Consider the following 17,568-nt stretch of genomic DNA (forward strand, 5'->3'; position numbering starts at 1 on the left):
CAGCGGCGAAGGGAAAATCGCCAGCAAAGCTAACTCGAATTAGCTAATTATAACAAGATACAGAGATTCACAACGTAAATGCTAAGAGAGTGTGACCAGGATCGGTTAAATTTTAACACTCATGCAAATCACCGAGGGCAGCAAGGCGAGCAAAAATACGTTATAACCCATTAAAAATAAATGAAATATCCGCTATTCGGTGATCAAGAATAATCAATCCATCTCTCTTCACCCTTTTTTCCCACCTTCGCAACGCTTTTACAGACATTTTTCCCCCACACTCAGAATAAATTAAATAAAAACATAAATATCAATACATTAACAAAACAATATTGATAGCCATCACAAAATCACGGTAAAGGCTTTGTCCCTGTCTTTTTTTTACCCTAATTTGCTAATTCGAGTTAGCTAATGAAATCAGCAACCAAAGAAGCGGCTGATACGGCACAAAACCATGCGCAGCACGATGAACGATAACTAAGCTACCTATCCCCTACAGGAGAAATTCACATGTTGAATTTAACGTTACCCGCGGAAGCCGAGTTTATTACCCCGAAATCAGGCGAAGTTTTAATGGTTACCAATGCGGATCTCCGCGAACCGGCTAACGTCACCTGCTGGCCCACACAAAAATTATTTGAACAACGTCTGGAAGCGGCGCTGGAAACATTAGGCTACCGACTGCGCCGTGCCCATCCAGTGAATGAGAGCCGCGGTCACGGGTTTATCAGCAGCCAGAAGGAAGGTAGCGATCTGTTCGCCCAAATCGATCCGGATGCGCCGGTTATCGTCCTGCTGACCGCCTGGCAATACTCTCACCATCTTGCTCCTTCGCTGGTGCATCATCGCGGCCCCATTTTGCTGCTCGCCAATTTCGATGGCACCTGGCCGGGCCTGGTCGGCATGCTCTGCATGGCCGGATGCCTCACCAGCCTTGAGCGCAACTACTCGCGTCTGTGGTCAGAAACCTTCGCCGATGACGCGTTTATTCGTGGCTTAGAGACCTGGCTGCGCGATGGCCACCTCAGCCATAAGCTCGGCTATCTGCATCCGGTCGCCCCCAGCGCGCCGCTGCTGGCCAGCGAAGCCGGGCAGATTGGCGTCAAAGTTGGGCAGTCGATCATCAAACACAAAGCCATTGTCGGTCTGTTCGACACCTTCTGTATGGGGATGATCAACGGTGTCTTCCCGCAAAAAGCGATGATCGATGTGGGGATGCCGGTGGAGTCGCTATCGCAATCGGCGCTGCTGGTTGAGATGAATAAGGTACCGACCGCCCTGCGCGAAGCCTGCCTCGACTGGTACGAAACTCGCGGAATGCAGTTTGAATTCGGCCCTGACAGTGCGCAGGATCTCACCCGGGAGCAGGTGCTGGAACAGTGCGCAATGATGATCGCTATGGCGCGTTTCGTGAAGCGATTCGGGCTGACGGCGGTTGGCGTGCAGTATCAACAGGGGCTCAAAGACAGCTGTGCGGCCTCTGATTTTGCAGAGGGTGCTATCGGCAACGCCGAGCGCTTCCCGATCCCGGATGAGCACGGCGAGATTATCTGCCCGGATGCGCCAATCCCCTGCATCAACGAGGTGGATATGGGCAGCGCCATCCCGCAGGTAATGCTGGCGAAGCTGCTCGGCGCACTGGGCATGGAAAGCGAAACCACTCTCCACGATATCCGCTGGGGTAGCGAATACAACGGCACATTTTATTGGGATCTGGAGATCTCCGGTGCGGTCCCGTTCGCCCATCTGAAAGGCGGGATCGCCGGAGCCACCGGCTATCGCCAGCCGCCGATGTTCTTCCCCTACGGCGGTTCAACTATCGCCGGACAGGGCAAAGCCGGGCGCTTTATCTGGGCGCGCGCGCACTATGAAGGCACTCAGGTGATCCTGCACATCGGCACCGGTACCGCCGTCGAACTACCGCATGACGAGTTCGAACGCCGCCGCAAGGCGACAAACTACGAGTGGCCGTTACTCAACGCCGCTCTCGACGGGGTTTCGCGCGACGATTTAATGGCGGGACACCAGAGCAACCATCTCAGTCTGGCTTACGTAGAGGAGGAGGTTTTATCCGAAGTGCTGAACGCCTTTATTGCCCAGGCGCTGACGCAAAATATAAAAGTCTTTATCGCAGGCGATGCTCATTTATTAATGAAATAAAAACTGATTCGCTTATGTAATTTTTACGTTGTTAGCGATCCTGGCAAACATCCGCTTAATTCGCCTCTTTATCGCCCATAAAGAGCGGGTCAACGCGCATCTGTCCGGGCGGGCCTTTTGCTTGCCCGGACGAGAGAGGATTATATGTATCAGCAGCAACACATTGAATTTATCATCAAAAAGGCAAAGAAACGGCTCGACCTACAGGAAGCCCCCGGCTGTACCAAAGCGGGATGGCTAATGATCACCGCATTATTAATTGAGTCATGGGATATTTATTCCATGGCGTTTATCTTATTCGCCCTGAAAGATATTTATGAACCCAGCAGCTGGCTGCTCGGTTTTACCGCTGCCGGTACTCAGCTTGGCGCGGTTATCGGCGCACTGGTCGGTGGCTGGCTGACCGATAAGCTTGGACGACGCAAAATTTTCCTCTGGTCGATGATCCTGTTCGCGATTTTCGCCATTCTCCAAGGCCTGGCGCCCAATATGTACTGGCTGGCGATTATTCGCTGCCTCGCCGGGATCCCGGTGGGCGCGGACGTGGCCAACGGCTTTACCTACATCATGGAAGTCATGCCGAAAGGCAAACGCGAGGTGATGGCGAACCGCTGGCAGTTTATGTTCGCGCTGGGAATTATCGCCGCTATTCTGCTGGTCACTACTCTGGCCGCGCTTGATGTTCACCCGGATATGATCTGGCGTATCGTGCTGGCGGTTCCGGCGATCCCAGCCTGTCTGCTGCTGTTTATGCGTCGGGAGCTACCGGAAACGCCAGCATGGTTTGTGGAACGCGGCCGCTTTATCGAAGCTAAAAAAGCTTCCCGCGAATATTACGGCGAACAGGATGGCCGCCTGCTGGACGACATTCTGCCCAACGAAAACGTCGCTATCGCCGACCCGACGCTCAAAGAGACGTTGCACGATCTGTTCCGCCGCCCGTTTACCCGCCGCACAACCCTGTTCGGCTGGTTCTCCTGCGCCGTACAGTCGTTTGAGAACTATGCCTTCTCGTTCTTCCTGCCGCTGATCCTCGTCACCATCGGTATTTCCGGGCAGATCCAGAACAACCTCGCTCTGCTGGCGGTGAACTGTATCGCCGCGCTCTCGGCGTTCGTTGGCCCACTGCTGCTGCCGACACTCGGCCATAAAGGGCTGAGCAAATATGGCTTCCTGCTGGTGACCATTGGTATCTCGATTTCGGCGTGGGGCGTCTATAGCAGCAGCTTCGCTTTTATCATCTTCGGCGCAGCGCTGATGCTGTGGGGCCACTACTGGGACTCTGAAAGCGGGATGACGGTCATCTCCCTGGTGGCAAAACCGCGCTACCGTGGCGTGGCTTCCGGTATCGGCTACACCATCGTCAAGGTCACCGCCTTCGTCACCACTCTGGTATTCCCGACCCTGTTTGAAGCGGTTGGCGTGCCGGTGGCCTCAATGATTATCGCTATCGCGCCGTTCTGCGCCTTCCTCGCCTCCATTTTCCTGCTGCCAGAAGTCTTCGGCCATGCGGTGGGCGACGAAAACGATCAAGAACATGACGCCAGCCCGGCAATCGCCCTGCAGGGTCATGAATCCCCGGCCTCAACTTCTAAACATTAACCGTCCGGGCCGCAGAGGCGGCCCCCGCTGAACACATAAAGGAAGGAATCAGATGAACAGCACAAAAATGCCCGTGATTGAAAATATCGAACTGATGACCGCCCGCGTCCCGCTACCGGAAGGCCCATGGGGGGATCAGATTCACCACGTCACCGATATCGAAGTGGCGATTGTTGATGTCTACGGTTCAAACGGCCACGTCGGTACCGGTTTTAGCCACACTTCCGGCTGGTGCGGAAAAACTATCTCCGCGCTGATTGATGAGATTATCCCGGACGTGATCGGCCAGCCACTCTCGCCGCGCGGCCTGTGGCATCGTTCGTATAAACATATTCACGACGTCGGCGGCGCGGGCGTCACCACCCATGCTCTGGCGGCGCTGGATATCGCCTACTGGGATCTGTTGGGCAAAACTCTTAACACGCCAATCATCGACATTATTGGCCGCGTGCGCGATCGCGTTCCGCTGTACGGCAGCGGCATCAACTTGCATCTGTCTATCGAAGAAGTGATCGACCAGGTCAAACGCTGGAAAAGCACCGGCTACCTGGCGGCGAAAGTGAAAGTCGGCAAACCGACGCTGGAAGAAGACGTAGAGCGTCTGCGCAAAATTCAGGAAGCGGTGCCGGGCTTTCCGCTGGCGGTTGACGCCAACCAGGGCTGGAATTTCCCGCAGGCGCTGCGCGCGTTCAAGCTGTTCGAGCCGCTCAACTTGTTATGGATTGAAGAGCCTCTGCCCTCCGACGATATCACCGGCCATCTCAAGCTTCGCGAACGCAGCACTACACCTATCGCGCTGGGCGAAAACGTCTATAACTTAAACCAGTTCACGCAATACATCGAGAGCGGCTGTGCGGATTACATCCAGGCGGATCTCGGACGCGTCGGCGGGATCACTGGTTATCTGGATATCGCCGCCGTCGCCCGTGCGCACAACCTGCCGATGACGCCGCATTTTGTCATGGAGCTCAGCGCCAGCCTGCTGGCAACGGTACCGAATATCTCATACGCCGAAATGACCGACGGTGGGCGCTGGAAGGATCTGCGCATTATCGCCGAGGCGGGCGAAGAGGTGGACGGCTACTACGTGCCGAGCGAACGACCGGGCCACGGCATCATTCTCGATCGTGACTATCTCGCAACACACAAAATCTAACCACTCAGTGATGGGGAAAGGACAATGGAAGACACGTTATTCTCAGTTAAAGACAAGGTCATCATCGTGACCGGCGGCCTTGGACAGCTGGGGGCGCAGTACGTGAAGACCTTACATGAGCGCGGCGCAAAGGTGGCGGCGCTAGCCACCCGTGTCGATGCCGCACGTATCGATCGCGTGCTGGGGGCGATAAAGGACTCCGACCGCCTACTGTGCGCGGAAGTGAATATTATCGACAAAGCCAGCATTAACCGGGTTCTTGATAGCATCGAAACAAAATGGGGCGTGCCGGATGGCCTGGTGAACAATGCGGGGGTTGATACCCAGCCCAGCGCGCCGCCGGAAGTTTCCGGCCCGTTTGAGGAGTTCCCGGAAGAGGTATTCCGCGAAGTGGTGGAAGTGAACCTGGTCGGCACCTTCCTGATGACTCAGCAGGTTGGCAAGCGCATGAAGCAGGCCGGCAAAGGCGGCTCGATTATCAACGTCGGATCGATCTACGGCGTGGTCTCCCCGGTGCAGGATATCTATAGCTATAAAAAAGAGGATACCGGTATTCCGTTCGTCAAGCCGGTGGCCTATTCAGCGGCAAAGTCCGGGCTGTATAACTTTACCCGCTACTGCGCCACCTACTGGGGCCGCGACGGCATTCGCGTCAATACCCTGACCCTTTCCGGCGTTGAGCGTAGCGACCAGGATCCGCGTTTTCAGAAAAACTACACCAACCGCATTCCGATTGGACGGATGGCAAAACCACATGAGTACAACGGTGCGGTGGTGTTCCTGCTCTCCGACGCGTCGGTCTATATGACCGGCTCCAACGTCGTCGTGGATGGAGGCTGGACCGCATGGTAAACGATAAATGGCAGGTTTTTCGCGGCATTATCTCCGCCGTGGTGACGCCGATGCATGCCGACGAGTCGGTAAACTATGCGGCGCTGGACACCCTCGCCCGTGCCCAGCTGGCCCGCGGGGTTGAAGGCTTTTACTGCTGCGGCTCCTCCGGAGAGGGGCCGTTACTGCGTTTCGATGAGCGCAGGCAGGTGCTGGCAACGCTGGTACAGGCGGCGGAAGGCAAAGTGCCGGTAATTTCCCACGTCGGAACGCCGCGTACCCGGGATGCCGTCGAGCTGGCAAAAAGCGCCGAGCAGGACGGGGCCAGCGCAGTATCGTTGGTACCGCCCTACTACTACAAATACAGCCGCGAGGAGATTATCACCTACTACCGTCGAGTACTGGACGCCATTTCGATTCCGGTGATTTTGTATAATATTCCGCAGTTTACCGGCGTCGAGCTTGACCATCAGACCGCCGAAGCGCTGCTCGGCGACGAGCAGGTGCTGGGGGTGAAGCACACTTCGCATAACCTATACTCGCTGGAGCGGATGATCGCCCGCTATCCGGACAAAGTGTTCTTTAACGGTTTCGATGAGATCTTCCTTTCCAGCCTCGCGGCAGGTGCGACGGCCACAGTCGGCACCACGGTCAACCTCCAGCCGGAGCTGTTTCTCGCTCTGCGCAGCGCGTTTAAGCAGGGCGATATCGCCCGGGCGCAGCGCTTACAGCAGCAGATTAACGAGGTGGTGGAAAACCTGGTGGCGCGCGGCGTGTTCCAGTCGGCGAAGTATCTTGCCGGTAAAGAGACCGTCGATACAGGACCAACCCGCGAGCCGTTTGTGGCGCTGACGGCGGCGCAAAAAGGGGAGTTGGACGAACTTCATGTGCGCTTACGGGGGTATATCGCCGATGCCGGACAATGACGCGCTCTGCCCCCAGGTCCGTCTGAACGATAGCGTCGTGTGTCAGCAGGTCGCGCGGTTTTTACAGGAAACGGAAAGCGATTTGCGTACCCGGGGGCTGGCGGTGGCGGTTGTCGGGCCGGAGGCCGAGCTCATCGCCTTTGGCGCGCACGCGCGCTGCCCGCCGCTGCCGCGCCAGCTGGCGCAGCGCAAGGCCTGGAGCGCCCTGCGCTTTCGCCGTCCGACAGCAACGCTGGCGCAAGAGGTCAGCGCCGGTACCCTGCGGCTGGCGGTATTTAATGACCCGCAGCTGCTGGCAATGCCGGGCGGCGAGCCGGTGATCGTCGAAGGGCTGGCCATTGGCGGCGTCGGAATCAGTGGCCTGCCGCCGGCGCTGGACGCCGAGCTGGCGGCGCGGTTTGTTCAGCGGCTGATTGCGTAATCGTTCCCGGAGGCGGTGCTGCGCACCTGTCCGGGCTACGCGTCATATGCCCGCTCCGACGCTCTTTTCCCCCTCTCCCTTCCAGGGAGAGGGTCTTTTCCGTTTCCACTTAACTCCGCTGCTTCTCCACCGACAAAGGGCGATGAATCAGCGTCATCGGCACCGTGATCTTCACGTCGGCATTCTCGCCCTGCAGCTTCTGCTGCATCAGATGAAACGCATGCTGCGCCCAGGCGTCCTCGTCCTGACGCATCGACCACACCGCATTCGGCAGGAAACCTAACATCTGATGTTCATCGAAGGTCCCAATCGGGATATCTGATGGAATAAAACCATAAGTTTCCCGCAACGCGCTTAGCGTCCCCTCCAGAATCGGCAGCGATGAGGCGATAAACGCCTTCGGCGGCTCCCGATGCTGGCATAGAAAATCGAGCATCAGCTGCCTCCCCTCTTCCTGACGGTTATGGCTGGCCGACAAAATCCACTCTTTTCCGGCGGGCAGCTCGCTCAGATAGCCCTGCAAACGGCGCTGGATCGACGGTTGCTGGGTATCCCCGGCGATAAAAAAAATCGGCGAGACATCTACCGCCTGAGTCATTGCCTGCACCAGCTTTTTACTGCCGTTGTAGTTATCACTCACCACCAGCGACACATCGCTCTCGCCAAAATCACGGTCGAGCAGCACCAGCGGCCGCTTGCGCGCCACCTTCTGATGATGCAGCTGCGTTTCCCGGGTAGAAGGCACCACAAAGAGCCCATCGACATTGCGCGCCAGCAGCCCTTCGACCAGGCTGTTTTCATGCTCGCTGTCGCTGTAGGTAGAGGCGATCATTAGTTGATACCCTGCCTGACGGCAGCAGGCTTCCAGCTTTTCCGCCAGGGTGGAGAAAAACAGGTTCGACAGGCGCGGGATCACCAACCCTAAGGTCTCGGTTTTATTGAGCTTCAGGCTGCGGGCGATGTGGTTAACGACCAGCCCGTTCTCAGCGATATAATCATTAATACGCTGCTGCGTTTTGGCGCTGATGCGATACTGCTCAGCTTTGCCACCCAGCACCAGCCGCACGGTAGTAATCGAGATTTCCAGCGCTCTGGCGACTTGCTCAACAGTTTTGGCCATAACATCATTTTCCATAACGAACAGAACTGCTTAATCATAAACTAATTCGAGTTAGCAATACATTAGATGGGCTGTTATTTTGAACAAGGCGTCGGTCTGCTGACGCATTTATCTGCGTCAACATGGCGAGTTGAGGACAATATTGTGCTGGTATTTGCGCCGATCAACGGCCTGCGAAAGCTAATTACGGCAGCATTTTGCCACGCACAACCACTTTACCCGGTTTGCTCTCCGGGTCGGTCACCCGGCGAATCGCCAGATTCAGCGCCTGCCAGGCGATCTCCTGCAGATCGTGAGAAACACAAGGGAAGTGGAAGCCGTAGATCCCGGCGTGGGAAACTTCATCAATGCTGAATAAAGAGACCTGCTGCTTAAGATCTAATTGATGCTCAAGACAGGCTTTGATAATCCCCAACGAAATCTGGTTATTACAGCCAACAAAGAAATCTGGTGCCGGATTATTCGCTAACCAGCGGCTGGTCTCCTGCCAGGCGATATCCATAAAGAAGTCTGCATACAGCACTTCGCAGGACTCAACCTTTCCCAGCAGCGCCGCCTGTAACCCCGTCACCCTCTCTCTGGCGACGTTGGAATTTTCCGGCCCGGAGACCACCACCACGCGTTGTGCTTTTTGCTCCAGCAGCCAGCGCCCAGCCTGCAAACCACAATCGAGGTTATCAATATAGACCCCGCTACAGTGGCGATCGTCCAGTTCCCTGTCCACCAGCACCACCGGTATATTGAGCGTTTCCAGCCGCTTGAGATAGGACGGGCGATACTGATGATCATTGGAGATCACCGATAAAATGATCGCATCAACGTTATAACCGATCAGCTTTTCGATAATCCGATCTTCGCTCTCCTGAGATTCATAGGAATCAAACACCAGCGTGTCGTAGCCCATCTTTTGCGCTTCGAGAGTGATAAGCCGCGTCAGGCCGCCAAAGAACGGGTTGGCCATGTCCGGATTGACGATACCAATGGTTTTGCTGGTTTTCGCCCGCAGATTACGCGCGGCAGCATTGACCACATAACCGAGGCTGGCTGCCGTTTCACGAATGCGCTGTAGCGTTTCCGGATGCACTTTATCCGGCTGAGAAAAAGCCCGCGAGGCAGTAATTTTACTGACGTTTGCCTGCGCAGCGACGCTGGCCAGCGTCGCCTTCCGTCCACGACCAACTGCCAAATGCAGCTCCTTAGTCAAAATGAATCATTTTATACCATTAATGTCATCATGACAGAACTCACTCCATGATGCTAACACTTTACTCCTGCCAGACGATTTACCCGAATATCGGTAAAAATATCCAGTTCATCGCGGCTTTCGGAAGAAAACTCCGATACCACCGCCCCATGCTCTCCGGCTTGAAACCAGTGGCGAGTGTTGGGCGCGATGGTGTACTGCTCACCGGGGCGCAGTCGAATGTAGCGATCGCAGGTATACCACGCCTCGCTGCCTTCCGGGACCTGGCACATCGGCTCGCCGCTGGCGTCATTCGGCGTCAAGTTTGGATCATCGACAAAGAGATACACCTCACCCCAACGGCAGCGGAAGGTCTCCTGTTTCCCGGGCGTACCGGCGAACGGCGGATGCAGATGCTCCGGGCAGGTTTGGCGTGGAAACAGCACCAGCTCTTTGGCGCAGTAGCGCGGCGAGTTGATGTACGTCAGAAGCTGCAGGCCGGAAAGCGGGTAATCCGGTAAGCCAAATGTCGCAATTTCAATATGTTGCTTTTCCTCCCCCGTCAAAACGATCTCAGCTAATTGTAGGAAATGAAGCGTGCGTTGAACGGCATCAGTCGGTGTATTCATCGTATCCTCTGCATTAAAAACGGTATCGTTAACACTATCGTCAGCATTTAACCCGCCATTAAGGTTTCATTTCCGTGATATGAATCGCTTCAGTACATTACATGTAATCATCATGATTAACATATTTTGAATATTTTTAACTTCTGTCACAGTTTTCACTTCATGTTTACTCCAGGATCGTTGAACCTTAATGATACCGATACCATTAAAATGATTGCAAAGAGAGGTCACATGAAAGCATTAGTGTTGGCAGAAGCCGGTAAAATCGCTATCGAAGATCGCAGCTTTGACGAAGTACTCGGCGACAACGATGTGCAAATCAAAATTCACTCCGTTGGCATTTGCGGTAGCGACGTACATTACTACCAGCACGGGCGCATTGGTCCTTTTGTCGTTGAAGCGCCGATGGTACTCGGGCACGAAGCAGCAGGCGTGGTACTGGCAACGGGTAAAAATGTCACCCACGTTAAAACGGGCGATCGTGTTTGCATGGAACCGGGGATCCCGGATTTTAACTCTGCGCAAACCCGCGCAGGGATCTACAACCTCGACCCGGCAGTACGCTTCTGGGCCACCCCGCCGATCCACGGCTGCCTGCGTGAAACCGTGATTCACCCGGGCGCATTCACCTTTAAATTACCGGATAACGTCAGCTTTGCCGAAGGCGCAATGGTTGAACCCCTGGCGATCGGGATGCATGCCGCCACCAAAGCGGAGATCAAACCCGGCGACATCGCGCTGGTGATCGGCGCAGGCCCTATTGGCGTTGTCACCGCGCTGGCAGCGCTGGCGGGCGGCTGTTCCGATGTCATCATCTGCGATCTGTTTGATGAGAAGCTGGCGGTCGCCGCCAATTATGAAGGTCTGCACGCGGTGAATATCAAAACAGGCGATCTGGCGGGTAAAGTCGCCGAGCTGACCAGCGGTAACGGCGCAGATATCGTCTTCGAGTGTAGTGGCGCAAAACCGGCAATCGCCACCCTGGCTGAACACGCCGCGCCGGGTGCGACCGCCGTACTGGTGGGGATGCCGATCGATGCCGCGCCAATGGATATCGTCGCCGCCCAGGCCAAAGAGATCACCTTCAAAACCATCTTCCGCTACGCCAACATGTATCCGCGCACTCTGCGTCTGCTAAGCAGCGGCAAACTGCAGGTACAGCCGCTGATTAGTCAGACCTATAAGTTTATCGACAGCGTCGCCGCCTTCGAACGCGCCGCAGCCGGTCATGCGTCCGATATCAAAATTATGCTGGAAATGGAGTGATCCCATGGCGCTCTATGCTGGCATAGACTGCGGTACGCAGGGGACAAAAGTGGTGATTGTCGACAGCCAACAGGGCGCGATCCTCGGTGAGGGCAGCGCGCCTCACCGCCTTATCAGCGACTCTAACGGACGTCGCGAGCAGGAAGCCGACTGGTGGATCGAGGCCTTGATTGCCGCCTTCCATCAGGCCGTGGCCCAGGCGCAGGTCGATCCTCTGGAGATTCAGGCGCTGGGCGTTTCCGGCCAGCAGCATGGCTTTGTGCCGCTGGATGAGCAAGGCAACGTGTTGCACAGCGTTAAGCTGTGGTGCGACACCGAAACCGCGGAAGAAAACGCCATGCTGTTGCAACAGCTCGGCGGCGTTAAGGGTTCGTTGGCGAAGCTTGGCCTGATGGTTGCCACCGGCTACACCGCCTCAAAAATTCTCTGGTTTAAGAGCCACCATCCGGCGCTGTGGGCGCGACTGCACACTGTGCTGCTGCCCCATGACTATCTGAATTTCTGGCTTACCGGTGAGCGGGTCGCCGAGTACGGCGATGCCTCCGGCACCGGCCTGCTTAACGTCCGCACCCGCCAGTGGGACAAAGCCACGGTGGATCTTATCGATAATAGCGGCCGTTTGTGGCAGGCGCTGCCACCGCTGAAAAGCGCGGAGAGCTGCATCGGTACCCTGCGCCCGGAAGCCGCAGCAAAGCTCGGCCTTAGCCCGGTAACCCGCGTCTCGACCGGCGGTGGCGATAATATGATGGCGGCCATCGGCTGCGGCAATATCGCGGCGGGCACGGTCACCATGAGCCTCGGCACCTCCGGTACGCTGTTTGCGTGGTCCGACGAACCGGTCAGCGCGGAATCCGAAATGATTGCCGGGTTCTGCTCCAGCACCAACGGCTGGCTACCGCTGATTTGCACCATGAACGTGACTTCGGCCACTACCGCCATTCAGACGTTGCTGAACGAGGATATCGCCGGTTTCAACACCCTGCTGGCCCAGGCCATGCCGGGCGCGGGCGGCGTTGAGATGCTGCCATTCTTCAACGGCGAACGGGTTCCGCAACTACCGCACGCTCGCGCCAGCCTGCATAACCTCGATAGCGATAACTTTACCCGCGCCAACCTTTGCATGGCGGTCGTGGAAAGCGCGACCTATGGCCTGCGCTACGGTATCGAACAGTTTCGCCGTCAGGGCATCAACGCCCGCGAGATTCGTCTTACCGGCGGCGGCGCGCGCAGCGCTGGCTGGCGGCAGATTGTTGCCGATGTGATGGGCTGTCCGGTGGTCTGTTTAAGCGTCAAAGAGGCTGCGGCCCTGGGTGGAGCGATTCAGGCAATCTGGGCCACCAGCCTGGCGGATAGTCCCGAACAGGACGCCCGCGTCCTGCTGGCCGAACTGTGCCAGCGCTTTGTTTCGTTGGACCCGGCAACCCACACCCGACCGGACGCCAGCCGTCAGGAACAGTACGACACACTTTATCAACGGTATCTGCAACGCCTGCAGCAAGCTTACCCGGAGGTACAACTGTGACGCGCGATCCACATACCCAACAGCCCGCATATCTGCTGGAAGTGACCGGTGTCCGGAAAGCCTTCGGCCCGGTGGTAGCGTTAAAAAATGCTGAATTCTGTCTGCGCCGCGGTTCCATTCACGCGCTGTGCGGCGGCAACGGCGCGGGCAAATCAACGTTTCTCAGTATTCTGATGGGCTTCATTCAGCCCGATGGCGGCGACATCTTTATTAACGGCCAGCGGCGCGAGTTTCATCATCCTCGCGAAGCACTGGAGGCCGGGGTGGCCATCGTGCAACAGGAGCTGAGCGCCATTCCGGACCTGACCGTGGCGGAGAACATCTGGCTGGGCCGCGAGCCGAAGCGCTTTGGCTTTGTCGATTTCACCACCCTCAATCAGCGCACCACCGCCCTGCTAAAGGAGCTGGAATTCAACATCAGCGCCACGGAGAAGATGCGCAACCTAAGCGTCGCCGAGCAGCAGCTGGTGGAGATCGCCAAGGCGCTGTCCCATGCCAATGCCGACATCATCATCATGGATGAGCCAACCTCGGCGATTGGCGAAGAGGACGTACAGAAGATCTTCCAGACCATCAAGCGCCTGGCGGCCAAAGGAAAAGGGATCATCTACGTCTCGCATCGCCTGTCGGAAATTTTCCAGATTGCCGATAGCTACACCATTTTTCGCGACGGTACCTACATCCATGAAGGCTACATCGCGGATATCACTCGTGAACAGCTGATTGAGCACATCATTGGCGGCGAGTACGACAGCGAATTCGCCAAGTTCAACCAGCCCGGTGATGAAGTGATGATGGAAGTGAAGAACCTGCGCTGGCGCAACAAGATCAAGGATATCAGCCTGCAGCTTAAGCGCGGCGAGATCCTCGGCATCTACGGCCTGGTCGGATCCGGGCGCAGCGAGTTTCTCGATCTGGTATTCGGCATTCAGCACGCCGACAGCGGCACGATCCAGATGGGCGAAAAGACACTTGGCCGCCACTCGCCGAAAGAGGCGATCGGCTGTGGTATCGCTTACGTCACCGAGGATCGTAAAGATACCGGCCTGGTGCTGTGCCGCTCGGTCAGCGAAAACATCAATATTTCGTCGTTCGGCGCCATCAGCCGCGGCGGATTTATCAATGAGAAACGGGAGCAGGCGCGCACCAGCGAGATGATTAAACGTTTCAACGTCAAAACCCATGACGGCGAGCAGCCGGTGGGCAACCTCAGCGGCGGAAATCAGCAAAAGGTGGTGCTAGGACGCTGGGCTCTGCTCGACCCGGAAGTGCTGCTGCTGGATGAGCCGACGCGCGGTATCGACGTCGGCGCGAAGAAAGAGATCTACCGCTTTATGTCGGAATTCGCCCTGAAAAATAAGGGGATCATCATGGTCTCATCCGAACTGTCAGAAATTATCGGCATGAGCGATCGCATTTTAGTCTTTCGTGACGGCCAGCTAGCCGGAGAGCTAACGGCAGCCAATGCGACCCAGACCGAACTGATGAAACTCGCGGTTTAACAGAGAGATAAAACATGAACAGTACCCACTTCTTAACATCCGGGGTTTCGTTTTTCGCCCGCAATAAGCGCCGTATGCACAAGTACGGCATTATCATCGCGTTTTTCGTCCTGTGCCTGATCGTGGCGCTGATTGGCGAGTACCAGGTCTCCCTGGGTGCCTGGAGCAGCAACTATTTTCTCAGTAATGAAAATATGCTGATCGTCCTGCGTCAGGTGTCGATCAACGGCATTCTGGCAATTGGCATGACCTTCGTCATTATCACCGCCGGGGTGGATCTGTCGGTCGGATCGGTACTGGCGCTCAGCGGGATCGTCGCCGCACGTTTCGCTACCAATAACAGCGGGCTGGCGATCGGTGATACCGCCACGGCGGTGATCATGCCGCTAATTGTGGCGCTCGGTATCGGCATCGTTTGCGGGCTGATTAATGGCACGGTGTTAGCGCGTTATCGCTTACAGCCGTTTATCGTCACCATGGGGATGCTTTCCGCCGCCCGTGGTTTGACCATGCTGACCACCAACGGCAACCCGGTTTCCCAGCTCAATAGCGATTTCCGCTGGCTGGGCAATGGTTACGTCGGCGGCATACCGGTACCGGTGATTATCTTTATTTTGCTGTTTGCCCTCGCCTGGCTGCTGCTGAATAAAACCATTATTGGCCGCTACGTCTACGCCGTTGGCGGCAACCCCAAAAGCGCCCGTACCTCCGGAATTAACGTCGTGCGCATCAAAGTACTGGTATATACCCTGTGCGGCGCGCTGGCGGGTATCGCCGGGCTGATCCTCACAGCACGAACCGGTTCGGCGCAGACCAACGCCGGGGCGGGCTATGAGCTGGACGCTATCGCCGCAGTGGTGATTGGCGGCACCAGTATGGCGGGCGGCGTCGGAACGCTGGTCGGCACCTTTTTCGGTGTGCTGATTATCGGGGTGATGAACAACGGCCTCGACCTGCTCGGCGTGCAGTCGTACTACCAACAAATTATTAAAGGCGCCCTGATCGTGGTCGCCGTTCTGCTCGACCCATCGCGTAAGCAACAGCGCGATTAATTAACCTGCAAAACCCCTACAGGAGAGAATAATGAATAAGACCAAAATAGCGTTGTTTGCTTCAGCCATGATGATGGGAAGTCTGGCGGCCGCTCAGGCGGCGCCGGTTAAAATTGCGGTGCTGATGTACGGTAACAAAGCGGAGTTTGTGCAGTTGATGGAACGCTACGGCAAGGAGCATCCGGCAGTGAAAAGCGGCGAAGCGGTACTGACATTCTATGACGGGCGCTACGATGCTTCGGTGCAGAACGACCAGGCGGCCACGGCAATTCAGACCCGCGCCGATGCGATTATCGTCAACCCGATGGATTTCGAGGCCAACATCGATATCGTCACCAACGCCAAAGAGGCCAAAATCCCGGTGGTGGTGACCAACGCCCGCCTTAACACCGAAGAGATGACCTCGGAAGTGGTCTCTAACGATGAACTGGGCGGCTATCTGGAAGCCAAAGCGGTGCTGGATAAACTCGACTGTAAGAACCATAAAGTAAACGTAGTGATCATCGAAGGCCCGAAAGGCGGCAGCGGCGAGATCCAGCGCGGTAAAGGCAACGACAAGGCTATCGCGGAGTGTGGCGCAGGCCAGGTGACGGTGCTGGAACGGAAGACCGCGAACTGGTCGCGCGCTGAAGCCCAGCCGCTGATGGAAAACTGGCTGCAAAAACACCGCGGTAAAATCAACGGCGTAATTGGCCAGAACGATGAGATGGCGCTGGGGGCAATTGAAGCCATTAAGGGCGCTGGGCTGAACGTCAAAGACTTTGCTATTGCGGGCGTTGACGGCGTCTCCGATGCTATCCACGCGGTGCAGGACGGGGAGATGGTCTCCATCCTCCAGGATGCAAAAGGCCAAATACAGGGTTCTATCGACGTGGCCCTGCGGGCAGTGAAAGGCGAGAGCTACCAGCCGCAGTCGGAAATCTGGAAGCAGTACGCTAAAGACCTGAAATGGGATGGTGGTACGCAGAAGCACTACTATATTCCGTGGACCGTAGTCACCGCTGACAACGCGCAGCAGCTGCTGGACGCGCGTAAGTAATAACCTGTACCTCCTCTTCTCCTCCGGCACTTTCCTTGATAGGTATGCCGGGGGAGATATTTTTACCTCGTTATTTCAGCACGTTACTTTCCAGGTTTAACATCGGCTCTCCTGGTGGGGAGATCCCAGGTACCGCCCAGGCGTAAATACCGACATATTCCGGTTGTTGACTCGCGGCTTTTGCGGAACGTTGCGCCATCCCAGACCCAGTTTGCCATTCCCCAGCAATCCCCCAGACCGCGCCCTTTCTGGCTCATGAAAATCTCACCCTCGCCATATGATCCTACACGCGAATAGTGGGATTACCGTATGGCGGTAAGGAGTCAGTCTTATGAATTTTAAGACCGTTACCAGTGAGAAACAGCACGCCGGAATTCGTATGCTGAAATGCTACCTAGCCAATGACCACCGTGGGCATTTTGTGACAACCAGTGAAGCGGCAAACATGCCGGGGCAGGTATGGAGCTGCGTATCCTGTGGCTGCCGACTCATCTTCCATACCAGCACGCACGCTGATTCACCCTGGTTCGAACATGACCAGAGGACAGTAGCTGCCAGTACGTTGATGGGTTATGCGCATATTGACCCGGCAGTGAAAGCGGAGATACGCAGCAGAACATTACGCAGTCTTTTCAACACCCCAGATTCCCCGGTAATGTCGCTGGCCTGGTACTGCGTCTGGTCGCTAACCATTACAGCGGGGAAAAACGCTGCACCGCACCGCCTGCGGGACCGGTATTTACAGCATTGAGGAAGCCTGCTGGCAGAATAATCACACCTGAATTGCCCTGCTTGTTGGGAAGATGCCAAGCTGCAACACCGCATGATCCGCTACATTAGCGGCCATGATTTTAACATGTGGATAATGCACTGAAGTAGCAATACCCTGGCAAGATCCCCCTCTGTCAGGATAGATGCACCCCTATCGAAAATACTAATGACAAGATGGGACCCGATCGTGAAACGTATTTCACCAGAACGTAAATCAGCCGCACTGGCTAAATTACTGCCGCCCTACAACATGACCGTCACCGCAGTTGCACAGATGGAAGGGATATCAGAAGCTACCCTCTATAACTGGCGTAACAAGGCGAAAGCAGAGGGAATACCGGTGCCGGGTGCAGACAAAACCACAGACCAATGGTCAGCCGATGCCCGG

16 protein-coding genes and 1 pseudogene are annotated in these 17,568 nt (G+C 56.2%); 13 read left to right on the forward strand and 4 right to left on the reverse strand.

The genetic code is table 11. The features are described from left to right. The first annotated feature begins 510 nt into the window (after positions 1–510). The 6 genes from GVK32_RS20350 (at position 511) to GVK32_RS20375 (ending at position 7,096) form a co-directional block, all read left to right on the forward strand. The gene (locus tag GVK32_RS20350) at positions 511–2,160 is read left to right on the forward strand and encodes a signal transduction protein (protein ID WP_159872647.1); all 1,650 of its coding nucleotides are present in this window, start codon (positions 511–513) and stop codon (positions 2,158–2,160) included. A gap of 144 nt (positions 2,161–2,304) precedes the next feature. Further along, positions 2,305–3,762 carry an MFS transporter gene (locus GVK32_RS20355; RefSeq protein ID WP_159872648.1) on the forward strand — a complete coding sequence of 486 codons (1,458 nt, stop codon included), beginning with the start codon at positions 2,305–2,307 and terminating at the stop codon, positions 3,760–3,762. A 52-nt stretch (positions 3,763–3,814) separates the two neighbouring features. Further along, positions 3,815–4,918, forward strand: coding sequence for a mandelate racemase/muconate lactonizing enzyme family protein (locus tag GVK32_RS20360; protein ID WP_159872650.1), 1,104 nt, complete (start codon positions 3,815–3,817; stop codon positions 4,916–4,918). A 24-nt stretch (positions 4,919–4,942) separates the two neighbouring features. Then, entirely contained in the window at positions 4,943–5,770 is an 828-nt protein-coding gene (locus GVK32_RS20365) for an SDR family oxidoreductase (protein WP_159872652.1), read from the forward strand. Further along, positions 5,764–6,675, forward strand: a complete 912-nt coding sequence (locus GVK32_RS20370; RefSeq protein WP_159872654.1) for a dihydrodipicolinate synthase family protein — start codon at positions 5,764–5,766, stop codon at positions 6,673–6,675. The genes GVK32_RS20365 and GVK32_RS20370 overlap by 7 nt, the downstream gene beginning before the upstream one ends. Then, the gene (locus GVK32_RS20375; RefSeq protein ID WP_159872656.1) at positions 6,662–7,096 is read left to right on the forward strand and encodes a heme-binding protein; all 435 of its coding nucleotides are present in this window, start codon (positions 6,662–6,664) and stop codon (positions 7,094–7,096) included. Before GVK32_RS20370 ends, GVK32_RS20375 begins: the two co-directional genes overlap by 14 nt. A gap of 109 nt (positions 7,097–7,205) precedes the next feature. Here GVK32_RS20375 and GVK32_RS20380 read toward each other — a convergent pair whose 3' ends face one another. From GVK32_RS20380 to GVK32_RS20390, 3 genes are all read right to left on the reverse strand, one after another. After that, positions 7,206–8,216, reverse strand: a complete 1,011-nt coding sequence (locus tag GVK32_RS20380; RefSeq protein WP_200842912.1) for a LacI family DNA-binding transcriptional regulator — start codon at positions 8,214–8,216, stop codon at positions 7,206–7,208. A gap of 184 nt (positions 8,217–8,400) precedes the next feature. Then, positions 8,401–9,402 (reverse strand): LacI family DNA-binding transcriptional regulator, encoded by a 1,002-nt coding sequence (locus GVK32_RS20385; protein ID WP_159872660.1) that lies wholly within the window; start codon positions 9,400–9,402, stop codon positions 8,401–8,403. Between the two features lie 71 nt (positions 9,403–9,473). Beyond that, entirely contained in the window at positions 9,474–10,028 is a 555-nt protein-coding gene (locus GVK32_RS20390) for a D-lyxose/D-mannose family sugar isomerase (protein ID WP_159872662.1), read from the reverse strand. A gap of 231 nt (positions 10,029–10,259) precedes the next feature. Here GVK32_RS20390 and GVK32_RS20395 point away from each other — a divergent pair, with 231 nt between their 5' ends. The 5 genes from GVK32_RS20395 (at position 10,260) to GVK32_RS20415 (ending at position 16,409) form a co-directional block, all read left to right on the forward strand. Further along, positions 10,260–11,294 carry an NAD(P)-dependent alcohol dehydrogenase gene (locus GVK32_RS20395; RefSeq protein ID WP_159872664.1) on the forward strand — a complete coding sequence of 345 codons (1,035 nt, stop codon included), beginning with the start codon at positions 10,260–10,262 and terminating at the stop codon, positions 11,292–11,294. 4 nt (positions 11,295–11,298) lie between these two features. Further along, on the forward strand, positions 11,299–12,816 hold the full coding sequence (gene xylB, locus GVK32_RS20400; RefSeq protein ID WP_159872666.1) for a xylulokinase: 1,518 nt from the start codon (positions 11,299–11,301) through the stop codon (positions 12,814–12,816). Further along, the gene (locus GVK32_RS20405) at positions 12,813–14,318 is read left to right on the forward strand and encodes a sugar ABC transporter ATP-binding protein (RefSeq protein ID WP_159872668.1); all 1,506 of its coding nucleotides are present in this window, start codon (positions 12,813–12,815) and stop codon (positions 14,316–14,318) included. Before xylB ends, GVK32_RS20405 begins: the two co-directional genes overlap by 4 nt. A gap of 74 nt (positions 14,319–14,392) precedes the next feature. Beyond that, positions 14,393–15,370: an ABC transporter permease gene (locus GVK32_RS20410; protein WP_370461196.1), complete on the forward strand. Its 978-nt coding sequence runs from the start codon at positions 14,393–14,395 to the stop codon at positions 15,368–15,370. A 31-nt stretch (positions 15,371–15,401) separates the two neighbouring features. Then, positions 15,402–16,409 (forward strand): substrate-binding domain-containing protein, encoded by a 1,008-nt coding sequence (locus GVK32_RS20415; protein WP_159872672.1) that lies wholly within the window; start codon positions 15,402–15,404, stop codon positions 16,407–16,409. An 83-nt stretch (positions 16,410–16,492) separates the two neighbouring features. On the opposite strand, the pseudogene GVK32_RS20420 reads toward GVK32_RS20415, so the two are convergent. Next, positions 16,493–16,687, reverse strand: a pseudogene (locus GVK32_RS20420) (DUF1176 domain-containing protein); the annotation flags it as partial. A gap of 53 nt (positions 16,688–16,740) precedes the next feature. Here GVK32_RS20420 and GVK32_RS20425 point away from each other — a divergent pair. Both GVK32_RS20425 and GVK32_RS20430 read left to right on the forward strand, forming a co-directional pair. Then, positions 16,741–17,160: a putative zinc ribbon protein gene (locus tag GVK32_RS20425; RefSeq protein WP_370461195.1), complete on the forward strand. Its 420-nt coding sequence runs from the start codon at positions 16,741–16,743 to the stop codon at positions 17,158–17,160. Positions 17,161–17,367: 207 nt separating this feature from the next. Continuing rightward, positions 17,368–17,568: transposase (locus GVK32_RS20430; RefSeq protein WP_159872674.1), on the forward strand; the 201-nt coding region annotated here is incomplete at its 3' end.

This window comes from Klebsiella sp. 18074 (genome assembly GCF_902705905.1).
In the GTDB taxonomy this organism is placed as follows: Bacteria; Pseudomonadota; Gammaproteobacteria; order Enterobacterales; family Enterobacteriaceae; genus Klebsiella; species Klebsiella terrigena.

Bases quoted from the DNA above. Each gene is read 5' to 3' on its own strand.
- GVK32_RS20375 (WP_159872656.1), top strand. From the start codon at position 6,662: ATGCCGGACAATGACGCGCTCTGCCCCCAGGTCCGTCTGAACGATAGC.
- xylB (WP_159872666.1), top strand. From the start codon at position 11,299: ATGGCGCTCTATGCTGGCATAGACTGCGGTACGCAGGGGACAAAAGTG.
- GVK32_RS20360 (WP_159872650.1), top strand. From the start codon at position 3,815: ATGAACAGCACAAAAATGCCCGTGATTGAAAATATCGAACTGATGACC.
- GVK32_RS20425 (WP_370461195.1), top strand. From the start codon at position 16,741: ATGAATTTTAAGACCGTTACCAGTGAGAAACAGCACGCCGGAATTCGT.
- GVK32_RS20410 (WP_370461196.1), top strand. From the start codon at position 14,393: ATGCACAAGTACGGCATTATCATCGCGTTTTTCGTCCTGTGCCTGATC.
- GVK32_RS20415 (WP_159872672.1), top strand. From the start codon at position 15,402: ATGAATAAGACCAAAATAGCGTTGTTTGCTTCAGCCATGATGATGGGA.
- GVK32_RS20355 (WP_159872648.1), top strand. From the start codon at position 2,305: ATGTATCAGCAGCAACACATTGAATTTATCATCAAAAAGGCAAAGAAA.
- GVK32_RS20350 (WP_159872647.1), top strand. From the start codon at position 511: ATGTTGAATTTAACGTTACCCGCGGAAGCCGAGTTTATTACCCCGAAA.
- GVK32_RS20370 (WP_159872654.1), top strand. From the start codon at position 5,764: ATGGTAAACGATAAATGGCAGGTTTTTCGCGGCATTATCTCCGCCGTG.
- GVK32_RS20395 (WP_159872664.1), top strand. From the start codon at position 10,260: ATGAAAGCATTAGTGTTGGCAGAAGCCGGTAAAATCGCTATCGAAGAT.
- GVK32_RS20365 (WP_159872652.1), top strand. From the start codon at position 4,943: ATGGAAGACACGTTATTCTCAGTTAAAGACAAGGTCATCATCGTGACC.
- GVK32_RS20390 (WP_159872662.1), bottom strand. From the start codon at position 10,028: ATGAATACACCGACTGATGCCGTTCAACGCACGCTTCATTTCCTACAA.
- GVK32_RS20380 (WP_200842912.1), bottom strand. From the start codon at position 8,216: ATGGCCAAAACTGTTGAGCAAGTCGCCAGAGCGCTGGAAATCTCGATT.